The organism is Polynucleobacter sp. IMCC 29146 (assembly GCF_021395195.1).
Classification (GTDB): domain Bacteria; phylum Pseudomonadota; class Gammaproteobacteria; order Burkholderiales; family Burkholderiaceae; genus Polynucleobacter.
Genome location: NZ_JAJVCR010000007.1, coordinates 87,430 through 101,524, shown reverse-complemented (window position 1 = coordinate 101,524; position 14,095 = coordinate 87,430). Strand labels below are relative to the sequence as shown.

Sequence of the window (14,095 nt, the reverse complement as noted above, 5' to 3'; positions counted from 1 at the left end):
TTTAGCGTTTGATTTCAACGGTGGATGGCAACCATGCCACTCCTTCGAAGTGCTCTTGCTGATTGATAACAGTAAAGACTAAAGCATGATCGCGCCATTCATAGTTTTTGGCAATATGATTATCGCTAGCGTGCAGTGAAAGCGCTAAAGAATAGGTGCCAGGACCAAAATTGGCCATAAACTGAAAACTAAACTCAATTACTTCGCCGGCCTTCAGATCACTTAATTGACGCCCTAGGTGAAAGGTATTGGTGCCAAAAACGGGCATACCTAGACGATCTTTAAATAGATACCCCAGTACGAGCGCATCAATTGCTTGGATACATTTAACCTTGACGTGTAGTTGAAGCGCTTGCCCAACTTGCACTACTTCAATGCGATTTCCATCATTAGCAAATAAACCCACATCCTGAATTAGTGCCTCACCACTGCCAGAAATCGTTTTCACTTTATTTGGCTTACTAGGATCTTGGTGAGAGAGTTCTTGCCGCACATGCTCGCTCTCGCGATCAGCCAATAAGGCGTTATAGTAATCCATGACAACTTCAGGCTCGCCTTCAATGGCGATTTGCCCTTTATTTAATAAAATAGCCCGATCACAAATTGACTGAATTGCTAGCTTATCGTGCGAAACCATCAAAAGAGTGGTGCCGAGCTCTCGAAACTCGCGGATGCGATCAAAGCACTTATGCTGAAAGTAGGCATCGCCCACCGATAGAGCTTCATCGATGATGAGCACATCGGGTCGTTTTACCGTCGCTACACTAAAGGCTAAGCGCATTTGCATGCCGCTAGAATAAAAGCGCACCGCTTGATCAAGGTACTCACCAATTTCAGCAAACGATTCAATCTCGGGCATCAGCGCAGTAATCTCATCCACACTAAAGCCTAAGAGTTGTCCGGCCATATAGGCATTTTGTCTGCCAGTAAAGTCGGGATGAAAGCCAATACCAAGCTCAAGGAGAGCAGCTACATGCCCTGAAATAGCAACTGAGCCGGTGCTGGGTTGTGATGTTCCAGCAATCATTTTTAGTAAGGTGCTCTTACCAGCTCCGTTGATGCCAATAATGCCTAATGCTTCACCTGGCTTTACGCTGAAATTAAGATCGCTTAGTACCCAATTCAGTTCATGGCGCTGACCGCTAAAAGGAATAAGCCACTCGGCTAAACGCGACCATTTGGAAGGATAGCGTTTATACGCTTTTCCAAGATTGGAGACAACAATTTTGCCCATTAAAGTAAATCCACCATTTCACCGGAGCGCTTACGAAATAAACGAAGCCCATTCAGGTTAAGTAGGAGAGCCAAAATAATGATGTACCAAAGACTAGACCAATCTGGCCATTGTTGTCTGATGAAGATCGTTTGATATGCCTCCATCAAGCTACTTAATGGATTTAAAGCTATCAGTGGGCGAATTGTTTCCGGCAGAATATTGACGGAATACACAATGGGTGTGAGCCAAAACCAAAACTGTAGAGCTACCCCATAAAAGTAACCAATATCCCGAAAAAATACATTAAGTACGCCTAAATTAATTCCCAGCCCAATTGCAAAGCCAATTTGAATTAGTAGCAGGGGAATTACAGCCAATATGACCCAGCCTGGAAATTGATTGGTGACTAGTAAAAAAAGAATAAATAAAGAAAAAATAATGAGAAAGTTAAGGCATGCGTTGAAGATCACTACAACCGGCAGGCATAGGCGTGGAAAATTGAGTTTCTTAAGCAGGTTGGCATTATCTAAAAATACAGTTTGGGAGCGCGAAGTAATTTCGGCAAATAAGCTCCAAGTAATAATGCCAATACAAAGATAAATACTGTATGAGTAAATACTTTCAGCGCCCGGTAGGCGAGCACCCATGATCTTAGAAAAGACCAAGGTATAAACCAAAATGAGTGCTAAGGGATTCAGAATCGGCCAAGCAAAACCCAGCAACGAGTTTTTATACTTCATTTGAAATTCGCGCTTGGTACTGCCAAAGATAAACGCCCGATACTGCCAAAGCGAAAGCAAGGAGGGGGGTAACGAGTTAAATGAGGTCGTTTGAGGTTGGCTTTGCAAAGGTAATTTGCTCATAAACCTTATTTTAATAAGCTTTTCAGAATGGACTGGGCACTTTCTTTCCAGGTAAGCCAAGGCATTTGATCCGATTTGGGGTGTTTTCCAGCCTGATAAAGCGCTAGCCAAGCCTCTATGCTGCTGGCAATTTGGTCTGCTTCAGCCAGATTGTGCAAGGGGAATGCTGCTGCAGGGACAGTGTTATTAGCTGGGTTGGCAGCATTCTCTAAATCGCAGTGAAAGTAATAAGCATGCTCACCCGCTACCTCTCTAAATACCGGTATATCACGGGCAATAATAGGTAAATGCCGCCTAGCCGCTTCAATGAGCGGCAAACCAAAGCCTTCGCCTTGAGAGGTGAGTAGTAGACAAGTGCCTGCAGCGTAGAGCGCTTCTAGGTATTCATCGCTAATGCGGTTGAGCCAAAAAAAGTGCTTACCAAATTCAGGATGTTTTGGCAGATCATTCGCAAATTCATCCATTAGCCAGCCATGTTTACCGATGATGACTAAATTGACATCGACGCCTTTGGCCCAGAGTTTCTCAAAAGCAGCTAGCGCCTGCTTATAGCCTTTGCGCGGCTCAATCGTACCGATCATAATAAAGCTAGGGCGCGCCTTAATTTTGGCGATGACTTCATGCGCATCGGCTGGCATCCCTTTAGTGGGCGCAGAGCTTTCAATATCAGCACCTAGATGAAACCAATTGACATCAAATTTTGGCGAAAGCGTAGGAATATTTTTGGCCGACCAGACCTTAAATTCGTCAGCTACTGCTTTAGAGATACAGTAAATACCATCGTACTTACTAATTTCTCTAAGCCACTGGGCATGCAAGTGATCGACAGTTTCAGGAAAGGCTTTAGGAAAATATAAGGGCAGTAAATCGTAGACTACATAATAGATTTTGGTGCCATTCATGAACAGCGCATTAAGATACTGTTTCTGAATTTGAATATTTTCTGATTGCAAATCAAGGCCAAAAAAAACATCACCCGGTTGTGTTTCAATTAACTCATCATCGGCGGCAGCTGTCGGTTGCTGAGAAAATTGCTTACTAAATTCAGTAGCGTAGCGATACCCTAGAGAAAAGCGATCGGAGTAAACAAGCTTCACGTCCCAATTTGCTGGCGGATTTGCCAGAAATTCTGTAATCAACGAGCGCACCACCCGTTGAATACCTGTCTTTTCATCGACTGTAATTAATTGCGAGATATCAACTAAAAATTGCGGTTTACGATCATCAGCTGGAAAATTTTGACTAATGCAAACGGATAAACGCAGTAAGTCTTCATTATGAGGCTTGTATTTTTGAAAAACGGCATCAGGTGAATCGCTGATGAGTTGATTCAGTAAATGATTACGTAAGGCCGCATTCGAAATATCAATAGGAAGAGGCTTTTTAGTTTGTACTTGTAATTCAGCCTGATGCTTTGCATAGACTTTTTCAAATGCTGCCATGGCTTTTTGGCCGGTGATATCCCAAGAAAATTCCTTTGCCTTGGCTTTGCCGTAGACAATTAACCTTGTTCGTAAGGCTTCATCGCTTAAGCCCGCGGCAATTTTTTGGGCAATCGATTCAACTGAAAATGGATCGAAGAACGCCTCGTCAATACCGATCACTTCGGGGATACTAGTGACGTTTGATGCAATAACGGCTGCGCCTGATTTCATTGCCTCAAGCGCAGGCAGACCAAAACCTTCATGCCAGGAAGGAAAGATGAAGAGTTTGCAAGTGAAGTACAGCGTATGCAGTTCTTTATCGGTGATGTAATCTGTAAAAATGACCTCACCAGGCTTGATCCCATTGAGCTTCAGGATTTCTTGTAATTTGACGAGTTCTTCATGCGCAATGACCCCTGCTAGAACTAATTGATGTTCCTGGCGGATTGCTGGTGATAAGCTGGCGTAGGCGAGTAGTAGTCGTTTCAGGTTTTTACGGGCATCAGCGCCACCGGTATACAAAGCAAACGGTTTGGTAATCTGAAACTTTTCAAACAGGGCTTGGGGGTCGGTACTAGGCGCTTGATCTGTAAAGAAATCATCAGCCGCAGAAGAGATATTCACAATCTTTTCTGGGGCAATATGTAAGTGTTCGATGCCTTCTTGACGAGAAAAATCAGAAATGGATAGTAAGAGCGGTACTTTTTTAAGGTCGGCCACTTTCGCTAGATAAATTGATTTATAGCCCGGAATAATGTCTAAGTAATCTGCTTGATTCAGAAATGGAATTAAATCGTAGAGTGAGACGCTTACGGGAATTTCATGGCCATCTGCGGACATAAAGGGTCCAATGGTGGCAACTGCGTCATCACCCCAGCCCTCAAAAAAACTGCTGATATGAATCAGATCTGGCTTTAAGCTGGTAATAAAAGCTTCACGCATGCGCTTTGCGGCCTCACGCCGTAGCTCGGTACCTTGACGAATTTCTGCTACAGGGCCAGGCGCATACCAAACCCGAATTTGTTCACGTGACAAAATAGATGCAAAAAACTCCACAATGGTAGGCACAGAATCTCTTAAGATGCCACTTAAGACCAAAATAATTTCGTGTTGACCGCGGTTGCGAATAATGCCTTGGGTGAGCGCTAGTGAATAACGACCGATGCCCCGAAAACGACTAAGACTTTGTGCGCCTTGTAGATCGATAACAATGCGCATTAATTAGCCTTCGTATGCTTAGTTGTCGCAAGACGATTTTTTAAATCAGCATAAATTGCATAGGCACGTGCTGTCATTTGTTTTTCAGTAATATCGATAGCAATCGTCGGGCCAATCATGTATTGAGAAAAAGGTAAATTCTTTTTCAGAAAATGCTTGAAATACATTTTCTTGAGCATTTTTAAGATGCCAGTTGAGCGCAAGAAATTAAATAAGGATTGACGTAATTGGGGATGCTTATTAATAAAAGTCATCGAGTGGTTGAACGTGTTCAAGATGAACCACTTCACCGCCTGTTTAATTTTTTGAGTACTTAGCATAGTTGCCATTGAGAATAAATGATGAGGAATGGCTGAGAAAGACAAAAAGAGCGATAAAAGAGCTAAAAAAGAGCAAGATGCCATTATATTGAAGTTTTATTGGGTTTCGAGCTCTTCTTGGGCCTTGGGGTAAGAGCGATCTGCTACTCTTTAGTCTTTATAACCCTGATAAAGAACCCCTTGAGCTTATTTCCCCACCATGCCGGTTTTCTAGCGGGTCTAAAGAACAGTGCGATCAATGAGACTAGAAAATTTATTGTTCTATTCTTATATTTAAGTGTTTGGTTTAGTGCGCTAGTTTTACTATCAAATTCAATTTTGCGCGCTAATGAATTGCCTCTGTTGACGCTCAGTTTTGCCTTAGTGAAAGCCGCTTTGTGCGCAAAATTTATGCTTTTAGGGCAAAGTCTATTTCCCATGGCCCTTGGTAAGGGGAGGCCTATTTTTTGGATTTTGATGCGGCACTCGATAGTGTATTTAGTTGTAGCCTTAGCCCTTAGTTTTTTTGAGGCAGGCTTGGAGGGTCTCTTCCATCACAAACCCTTTTTTGAATCGCTACTCAATTTTGAACAAGGTGACCCCTACCGCTTAGCAGCTACCAGCTTTATTTACTGGCTGATTATTCTGCCCTACTTGGTATTTGTCGGCATTCGCGAAGAATTGGGGTATAGCGAAGTGAGTCGTATTTTGTTTGGTGCTGCTGATGCAACTACTGATGCAACTGCTGATGCAACTACTCTTAAGGTACCAGACTCAGGAACAGGTACTCAAAGAAAATAATTAAGTGCACCACGCCTTGCATGAGGGTAGTTCGGCCAATGGCGAGAGTGAGAACACTCACAAGGAAAGTAAGAAAAAGAAAAATGATGCCAACTGAATTAATTCCAAGGCTAATAGGTAAATTAAACCAAATAGAAATAATGGCTACCGCAGGAATGGTTAAACCAATACTAGCAAGTGCTGAGCCCAGCGATAAATTTAAACTACTTTGCAGTTGATTAGCGCGCGCCGCTTTAACTGCGGCAAGGCCTTCGGGCAAGAGAACTAAAGTGGCAATCGCAATGCCGACGACAGCTTTAGGTGCGCCGATAGCCATAACGCCAGCTTCAATAGCAGGGCTTAAGGCTTTGGCTAGGCCCACCACTAGTACTAAAGCTACGATTAGCAGAATGCCACTAACAATGGCCTTAAGATTGCTCGGGTGTGGGGCATGCGTTACGCCAGCCATTTTTTGCGTAGCCTGAAGTGGTAAGAAGTAGCTACGATGACTCACCGTTTGAAAAAAGACAAATGCCCCATAAAGCGCTAGTGAAGCAATACCAGCGAAAGCCAGCTGGCTATTATTAAAAGTTGGTCCTGGACTGCTGGTAGTCACAACCGGCATGACTAAACTAAATATAGCCAGAGCAGCTAGAACAGCTAGTGCGGTATTACTTCCCTCGATTCGAAAACTTAACTCTTTATGGCGCAGACCACCCATAAAAATACATAAGCCGATAACACCATTAATCACAATCATGATCACCGCAAATACGGCGTCGCGAGCAATTAATTCGGAGCCCGCAGAGCCCGTGATCATCATCGATACAATCAGCGCCACTTCAATAATGGTGACGCAAAGCGCTAAGATTAGCGTGCCGAATGGTTCGCCAACCTTATGGGCAATTACCTCGGCTTGGTGCACTGCCATTAAGACCGAGCCAATTAGTAAGGCGCTAAGTAGCGCAATGGCCCAAGTTTGATTAAGTAAGCTTGACATAGTTCAATGGAGGCAATGAAAGAATAAATATACACGACAGTTGTTAGTCCGATTAAAATCGGTTGGGTTCAGTTTAAATTAAAAAATAATGATGAAAGCGCTAATCTTTTTTGGCCATGGTGCGCGTGATGCACGCTGGCGTGAGCCGTTTGATCGCCTAAGTGCTTTATGGTGCGAGCAACAGCCGCAGGTTCCGAGTGCAGTAGCTTTCTTAGAAATGATGGAGCCAAATCTGGCAGAGGCAGTTGCTCAATTAGTGGGCCAAGGCGCTACTGCGATTCAAGTGATTCCGGTATTTTTTGGACAGGGCGGACATTTACGCAACGATTTCCCCAAATTACTTGAGGCCTGCCAACTGCAATTTCCGCAAGCATCTTTAAGCGCTTCGTCGGCTGTCGGCGAAGACACTCAGGTCTTGCAAGCCATTATCGATTTCAGTAGCCGAGCAATTTAAGACGGCGTCTGCGGCTTGAATCTGCACTGGAGATTCTTGTCTACTTCTTAAAGCCTCACCAATCATGATTAAGAGCGGCGAATTACTGTTAAACCATGACTCGGATTGATGATCTGTAAGTTCAGCTAAAGTAGTAGTAAAGATGCGTTCGCGTGGAGTGCTGACAGATTCTAATAAATGCACTGGTGTAGCAATAGAACGCCCTTGAGCAATTAATTCTTGGGCAATACTCGCCGCATCTTTGCGACCCATGTAAAACACCAAGGTATCTGCAGTAGCATGTGCGTTGGGAAGGATTGATATCGGTGCAATTTGCCCAACAGAGTCTGTGACTATATTACTTGCTTGCGCTTGAGTAATGAAGGCCACACTCCGAGCCACGCCACGCAAAGTTAACGATTGCTTAATGGCCGCTGCACCGGCGAGCGCAGCCGTAATACCTGGCACTACCTCAGTTGGCACCCCAGCCGCCTCTAGGGCGCGTAATTCTTCATCAGCACGGCCAAATAGCATGGGGTCGCCACCCTTTAAGCGCACCACAGTTTCATAACGCTGGGCAGCATCAACTAAACGCTTATTAATAAAACGTTGCGATGATGATAATTGCCCGCAGCGTTTACCGACTGGTACGAGAATCGCTTGGGGACACAAAGCAAGCATTTCAGGCTCAACCAAAGCATCATGAAACACAATTTGCGCGCGCGCTAATAAGTTCGCTCCGCGTACAGTAATTAAATCGGCAGCGCCGGGTCCTGCGCCAACTAAATATACCTTGCTCACTAAGCGGCCTGCAATTCTTCTTCAAGACAGTCATGCTTGGCTGCTTGAATAAGTTGACTTCGAGAATCGCGCCAGGCGTGTTGAAGGTTAACGCTGTAGAGCGAGAATTGTTTCAAGGCCATGGTTTGATCTTGATCTGCGCGCAAAGAAAATTGATCGAAACCAACCCGACTCATTTGCCGTAGTTGATCGATCAGCACATCTCCAATGGCTAAAATATTGCCTTGCCAATGCAAGCGCTCACGTAACAATGCGGCAGTACTATAGCCGCGGCCATCCGTAAAAATAGGAAAATGAACAGCCACCAAAGGCCATGCTGATGCCTTTTTAATTACTGCAGCATGGGCAAGGACATCATCTGTGCCTGTAAACCACACTGCGATCTCACCGTGGGCAGTCAGCCTGGTGATCTCATTGTTGTTTCGATGTTCTAGCCACCAAGAGAAGGGAACGATCACCTTGCCTACCGCTGGGGGCAGGTCTGAATTAGTGCCTTGGTCTGAATTGTCTTCAACTGACGGTAGGCCCCAAACGGTCCATTCATTCTGAATAAAAGTGGCGCGATGACCCAGGCGATATGCAATTAGCGCTGTAGCTTTCATACAAGCTCCACTGATAAGTTTTGCTTGAGGTATGCAGCAGTTTTAAATGGCGCAATACCTAAGCGACGATAGGTATCGATAAAACGCTCATCACTCTGGCGTTCATTCACATACACTTTAAGAATGTCATCCATGACGGTAGGAATATCGAGCGCACCAAATGATGGCCCGATTACTTTGCCAATAGCAGCGTTTACACCTTGTTCACCGCCAAGCGTAATTTGATACCACTCTTCACCATCTTTATCGACGCCCAGAATTCCAATATTACCAACATGATGGTGCCCGCAAGAATTAATACATCCCGAAATGTTGACGGACAAATCACCTAAATCAAATAAATAATCTAGATTATCAAAGCGTTCTTGAATTGCTTTAGCAATAGGCAAAGATTTAGCGTTCGCTAATGAGCAGAAATCACCACCAGGGCAAGCAATGATGTCAGTGAGTAAGCCAATATTAGGTAAAACTAGATTTGATTTTTTGGCTTCGCACCACAGGGCAAATAATTGACTTTGTTCGACATCAGCAAGCACTAAATTTTGTTCATGCGTTACCCGTAACTCACCAAAGCTATAGGTCTGCGCCAGCCCAGCAATAGCGCGCATTTGCTTGGCAGTCGCATCACCAGGAGCTTGTATGGCATGGGGTTTAAGGGAAAGTACGACGCTAGCATAGCCTGCTATTTGGTGGGCGCGTACGTTACGCTCGAGCCAACGCTGGAATGCTGGGCGTGAGCTTGTATCAGCTTGTGATGCAACCGTAGCTGAATCGAGTGATGGGAGTATTTGATACGCTGGTTTAGTAAAGTGTTGTGCAACGCGTTGCCACTCGGCAGGGGTAAAGTTGTGATCACTCTCTTGAATTTGGCGCCATTCAATATTCACCTGGCGCGCAAACTCTTCCGGACTTAAGGCCTTCACTAAAATTTTGATGCGGGCTTTATAGAGATTATCGCGACGACCAAAGCGGTTATAAACCCGTAATAATGCCGTTAAATAGCTCGGTAATTTCTGCCAGGGTAAATTGGTGTGAACTAAATTACCTAGAATCGGCGTTCTACCCATTCCGCCACCGGCATAAATATCAGCCAGTATTTCACCATGATGATCTTTGTGCAGTTGAATACCAACATCGTGACACAAGAGAACGGTGCGATCTTCTTTTGAGCCATTGATGGCAAATTTAAATTTGCGCGGTAAGAAGGCAAACTCTGGATGCAAAGTAGACCATTGCCGTAGTAGCTCACAGATTGGCCGTGGGTCGACGACTTCATCGGCAGCAACACCAGCAAAGGGGTCGCTGGTTATATTGCGGATGCAATTTCCCGAGGTTTGAATCGCATGCATTTCTACCTTAGCTAGATCAGCCAAAATATCTGGGGTCTTTTCAAGTTCAACCCAATTGAATTGGATATTTTGCCGGGTCGTGAAATGCCCATATCCTTGGTCGTAGCGATCGGCAATATCCGCTAAAGTAAGTAATTGCTTACTACTTATAAGGCCATAGGGGATGGCAACGCGCAGCATATAAGCATGCCGCTGTAGATAAAGCCCATTTTGTAAGCGTAAAGGCCGAAACTCGCTTTCTGGCAGACTGCCATTAATGCGGCGTTCTACCTGGTCGCGGAATTGAATTACTCGCTCATCTATGAGGGCTTGGTCAATTGGGTCATATTGGTACATAGGAAAGGATTGTCCTAGAACCTGCTTATTTCTTTAAATAATATAAAGTTGATCTTATATATCATTTTAGGTATATAGAGTTAGCCGATTTTTAATAACGGTTAGAATCTAGCTAAATTCTTTTAATAATTAAGCGGCCAATACTCGGAGACCCCATGAATTCAAAGTTCCTACTTAGTCTAATGACTTGCACCCTATTTGGAGCATCGGGCATTTCTCATGCAGCTGGTAACACTCCGCCTTTGCCGATGGCTAATGCCCAAAGTCAAGGGGTCAGTGTTGATGGTATTAAACGAATCGATGCTTTCTTTGCCGATGAAATTGCCAACAATCGGATGCCAGGAGCAGTCTTAGCTGTAGCAAAAAATGGCAAGCTGGTGATCTATAAATCGTATGGCTTTTTAAATAAGGCAACGAATACGCCAATGCCGCTCGACGCAATCTTTAATTTAGCTTCGATGACGAAAGTAATGGCCGCAGTGGGCGCGTTGACATTTTATGAAGAAGGCAAAATGCCTCTAAATGCACCAATTTCAAATTGGTATCCCCAAATGAAAGATATGAAAGTCGGTATCGTGGCTGCCGATGGGAGCTTGACCACGGTACCAGCAAAGAATCCAATTACGATTCAAGATCTGATGCGCCATACCAATGGCTTAACTTATGGTGCACGCGGCAATTCTGCAGTACATAAATTATTTCCAAGTGCTTCGGTAACAGCAGCTTTTGATTACACCGGCCCAGAGTTTATGGATAAGCTTGCGACCATCCCCTTGCTCTATGAGCCAGGTACAGTATGGGATTACGGTTTTGGTATTGACGTATTGGGTTTAATCGAGGAAAAAATTGCCAACAAACCTCTCGGTAGTGTGTTGCAAGAGCGGGTGTGGTCAAAAGTGGTGATGCCCGATACAAGCTTTCAGGTTGCTGATAACCAGCGTGCACGTTTAGCCCAACCCTTACCACTTGATCCAATGAGCGGGAAGCCACAGAAAATCAAAATTTTGACTGATAAGGTGAAATTTGATTGTGGTGGTTCTTGTGCATTTTCTACGGCAGGTGATTACATTCGTTTTGGCCAAATGATGCTGAATGGCGGTAGCCTAGATGGCAAGCGGGTGCTGGGCCCGCAGACCGTGGCATTTATGACATCGAACCATTTAAACAAAGACATCAAAAATTTAGTTGGTGGAACCGAGCCTGGACGGGTTGGATATGGCTTTGGTTTGGGTGTGGCTGTGCGCATGGAGCGCGGTCTATCGGCGATTAATGGCAATGTTGGCGACTACACATGGAATGGTGCTAATGGCACCCTTTTTTGGGTTGATCCCAAAGAGCAAATGGTCGTAGTGATGATGGCAGTTGCCCCAGGCGACATTCGTAAAATTCATCGTGAGAAAGTCAACGCGTTAGTGTATGGCGCGCTCGAAAAATAATTAAATTAAAGAAGCTGACACGGTGTTTTTTGCCGCTGCTTTTTCAATGGCTAGTGGGGCTTGGTTTTGAAAGATAAAAACCATCCCCAAAGTTAGAACTAAAAAGATGACTAGCAAAGATAGACCTAATTTCTTCACGAAATATGAGAGGGTATCCATATAAGCGGGATCGTTGCGGCCAAAATAACGATCATAATTTTTCCACATATAGCGTCCCGCTATAACGGGCAGCACCATAAAGAGCGCCCCCAAAAAAACAGTTAACATAATATCCATAATTTTTAGTAGCTTTCATTACCCTAGCGTTATTTTTTGATTATGCAAGGCGAACTGCCTATTACGAGAAATCATAAAGCATCGCTGGATTATCGACCAGAATAGTTTCGCGTAAATGAGCATCACTGACCCAGTCGCCAAATAGATCACATAAGTCAGCATCATGGGGCATGGTGTTTTTTACCATCACATGGGGCCAATCACTACCCCAGACTAGTTGCTTTGCATTAGCAGCAATGACCGCATCATTAAAAGGGCGCATATCAGCATATAAGTCCGCAATTGCGCCTGTCTTGGAAGCAGCAGCTGATTGCGCAGAAATACGGTAGGGCCCTGTCATTTTGACCCAAGCCCGTTGTTCTTTCATCAGGCTCAGTAGTCCTTGAAAGCCCGCATTATGGATGCCGTGCTTGGCATGGCAATAACCAAAATGACCAAACACTAAGTCAACCGGAAAGTGCGCAAAGATAGAGGCTAACTGCGGATACGCATTCACATGCATGAGTAATTCTAAGTGCCAGCCCAATGGCGCGATCCGTAGAGCTAAGCTTGTCAGCGCTTCAATCGGTAAGCTACCCGAAGGATCAGCGACATCAACTAGATTGCAACGTAATCCACGTACTCCTACAGCATGTAATTGCTCGAGCTCCTTATCCTTCACCATCTTGCTATCGATTGGTAATACCGCTACGCCACGCAAGTGCGTTGAATCCGTTTTTAGGGCATCAATGAGCGCGCGATTATCGGTGCCGTACACACTGGGTTGTACTAGCACCGCACGATCAACGCCTAACATCCGTAGCAGTGATCGATAGTCTTCTAGGCTGGCATCCGGAGGTGTGTAGATGCGCTCTTGAGCATACGGATATTGGGCTGCAGGGCCGCAGACATGGGCATGACAATCGACTGCGCCACGAGGAAATACACTCCGCGGGGAGCGTATTTCGCTAGCAGGTGCTTGACAAAGGGGGGCCGAATGCACGCTTATTGCGGCTCAATATTGGCGTCTTTCGCAATCCTTTGGTACTTCGTAATTTCACTATTTACAAATTTTTCAGTCTCAGCTAGATTCATCAACTTAATCGTAATACCGGCTTTTGCATAAGCAGTTTTAAGTTCGGGATCTTGTAAAGCGCGATTGATATCAGTATTGATTTTTTGTAGAACAGCTTTAGGCGTAGCCGAGGGCGCCCAAACGCCAACCCACAAACCAATTTCAAAATTGGGAAAGCCCTGTTCCGCAATGGTAGGTATCTCGGGCGCGGCTTCAGCTCGAGTAGCGCTAGTTACACCAAGCGCGCGTACTTTCCCCCCTTGAATTTGTGCAATTGCGGTTTGCAATGGCGCCATGTAATAGGCAGTTCTTCCCGAGATTGTTTCTTGGATTGCTTCAGGCGAGCCTTTATAGGGAACATGTAGCATCTTGATGCCCATAGTCTGATTAAAGTATTCAGCAGCAAGATGGGTTGAGCTTCCTACTCCCGCACTTGCAAAAGGCAGGATTCCGGGCTGAGCTTTGGCGGCATTGACTAAGTCTTTAATGGTTTTATAGGGGCTCTCTGCTGACACGACTAAGGCATAGGGACTATTTCCTAAAATATTGACGTCAGTTAGGCTTTTAAGATCATAGGGTAACTTTTTATAAATAGCCGGATTAGCTGCATACGACGCTGACTGTACTAACAAGGTATACCCATCTGGTTCTGAATTCACGACTACACCAGTACCAATGAGGCCACCAGCACCTGGCCGGTTTTCAATAATGACTGGTTGCTTCCATATATCTGTCAGGGTTTTAGCAGCTATGCGCCCAGCGATATCGGCGCCTGAACCGGGGGTGAGGGGCACGATCATTTTGACCGTGCGCGTCGGGTAATTTTGGGCCTGAGCACTAGTGCTATATAAAGACAAGGCCGAAAGGGTAGCAACTGCACAAATCGAGCTAAAGGCAATGAGCAGAGTAAAAATACGTGGGGAAATCAAGCTAGAAGGCTTTATAGGGTTAGTTCTAGTGCAGTTGGAATGCTTCATACTGTCTCCTTAGGGTTAGCCGTGCGGCGTA

14 protein-coding genes are annotated in these 14,095 nt (G+C 44.9%); 3 read left to right on the top strand and 11 right to left on the bottom strand.

Features of this window, described 5'->3' with window-relative positions; all coding sequences use genetic code 11:
* Position 1 precedes the first annotated feature (1 nt).
* The 4 genes from LZT22_RS09640 to LZT22_RS09625 are packed head-to-tail and all read right to left on the bottom strand — an operon-like array spanning position 2 to position 4,996.
* A complete protein-coding gene (locus LZT22_RS09640) occupies positions 2-1,234 on the bottom strand; it encodes an ABC transporter ATP-binding protein (RefSeq protein WP_233924962.1) in 1,233 nt (410 codons plus the stop codon).
* A complete protein-coding gene (locus tag LZT22_RS09635) occupies positions 1,234-2,079 on the bottom strand; it encodes an ABC transporter permease (RefSeq protein ID WP_233924961.1) in 846 nt (281 codons plus the stop codon). The genes LZT22_RS09640 and LZT22_RS09635 overlap by 1 nt, the downstream gene beginning before the upstream one ends.
* Before the next feature lie 5 nt (positions 2,080-2,084).
* On the bottom strand, positions 2,085-4,721 hold the full coding sequence (locus tag LZT22_RS09630) for a glycosyltransferase family 1 protein (RefSeq protein WP_233924960.1): 2,637 nt from the start codon (positions 4,719-4,721) through the stop codon (positions 2,085-2,087).
* The gene (locus tag LZT22_RS09625; RefSeq protein WP_233924958.1) at positions 4,721-4,996 is read right to left on the bottom strand and encodes a hypothetical protein; all 276 of its coding nucleotides are present in this window, start codon (positions 4,994-4,996) and stop codon (positions 4,721-4,723) included. Before LZT22_RS09625 ends, LZT22_RS09630 begins: the two co-directional genes overlap by 1 nt.
* A gap of 225 nt (positions 4,997-5,221) precedes the next feature.
* Between LZT22_RS09625 and LZT22_RS09620 the strand changes: the two genes are divergently transcribed.
* The gene (locus LZT22_RS09620; RefSeq protein ID WP_233924956.1) at positions 5,222-5,821 is read left to right on the top strand and encodes a hypothetical protein; all 600 of its coding nucleotides are present in this window, start codon (positions 5,222-5,224) and stop codon (positions 5,819-5,821) included.
* Here LZT22_RS09620 and LZT22_RS09615 read toward each other — a convergent pair.
* Positions 5,781-6,800 (bottom strand): calcium:proton antiporter, encoded by a 1,020-nt coding sequence (locus tag LZT22_RS09615; RefSeq protein WP_233924954.1) that lies wholly within the window; start codon positions 6,798-6,800, stop codon positions 5,781-5,783. The two genes, LZT22_RS09620 and LZT22_RS09615, sit on opposite strands and share 41 nt — an antisense overlap.
* Positions 6,801-6,891: 91 nt before the next feature.
* Between LZT22_RS09615 and LZT22_RS09610 the strand changes: the two genes are divergently transcribed.
* Positions 6,892-7,254, top strand: a complete 363-nt coding sequence (locus tag LZT22_RS09610; RefSeq protein ID WP_233924952.1) for a sirohydrochlorin chelatase — start codon at positions 6,892-6,894, stop codon at positions 7,252-7,254.
* Here LZT22_RS09610 and cobA read toward each other — a convergent pair.
* Genes cobA through LZT22_RS09595 form a run of 3 tightly spaced genes read right to left on the bottom strand, consistent with a single transcriptional unit; the run spans position 7,177 to position 10,321 of the window.
* On the bottom strand, positions 7,177-8,034 hold the full coding sequence (cobA, locus tag LZT22_RS09605; protein ID WP_233924951.1) for a uroporphyrinogen-III C-methyltransferase: 858 nt from the start codon (positions 8,032-8,034) through the stop codon (positions 7,177-7,179). The genes LZT22_RS09610 and cobA overlap by 78 nt on opposite strands.
* Complete coding sequence (locus LZT22_RS09600) at positions 8,034-8,636, bottom strand: DUF934 domain-containing protein (RefSeq protein ID WP_233924950.1); 603 nt, start codon at positions 8,634-8,636, stop codon at positions 8,034-8,036. Before LZT22_RS09600 ends, cobA begins: the two co-directional genes overlap by 1 nt.
* Complete coding sequence (locus tag LZT22_RS09595) at positions 8,633-10,321, bottom strand: nitrite/sulfite reductase (protein WP_233924949.1); 1,689 nt, start codon at positions 10,319-10,321, stop codon at positions 8,633-8,635. Before LZT22_RS09595 ends, LZT22_RS09600 begins: the two co-directional genes overlap by 4 nt.
* Positions 10,322-10,476: 155 nt before the next feature.
* Between LZT22_RS09595 and LZT22_RS09590 the strand changes: the two genes are divergently transcribed.
* Positions 10,477-11,757: a serine hydrolase gene (locus LZT22_RS09590; RefSeq protein ID WP_233924948.1), complete on the top strand. Its 1,281-nt coding sequence runs from the start codon at positions 10,477-10,479 to the stop codon at positions 11,755-11,757.
* Here LZT22_RS09590 and LZT22_RS09585 read toward each other — a convergent pair whose 3' ends face one another.
* The 3 genes from LZT22_RS09585 to LZT22_RS09575 all read right to left on the bottom strand — a co-directional run bounded on the left by LZT22_RS09585 (position 11,758) and on the right by LZT22_RS09575 (position 14,064).
* Entirely contained in the window at positions 11,758-12,033 is a 276-nt protein-coding gene (locus LZT22_RS09585) for a hypothetical protein (protein ID WP_233924947.1), read from the bottom strand.
* A 61-nt stretch (positions 12,034-12,094) separates the two neighbouring features.
* Entirely contained in the window at positions 12,095-13,015 is a 921-nt protein-coding gene (locus LZT22_RS09580) for an amidohydrolase family protein (RefSeq protein ID WP_233924946.1), read from the bottom strand.
* A 2-nt stretch (positions 13,016-13,017) separates the two neighbouring features.
* Positions 13,018-14,064, bottom strand: coding sequence for a tripartite tricarboxylate transporter substrate binding protein (locus LZT22_RS09575; RefSeq protein WP_233924945.1), 1,047 nt, complete (start codon positions 14,062-14,064; stop codon positions 13,018-13,020).
* Positions 14,065-14,095: the final 31 nt, after the last annotated feature.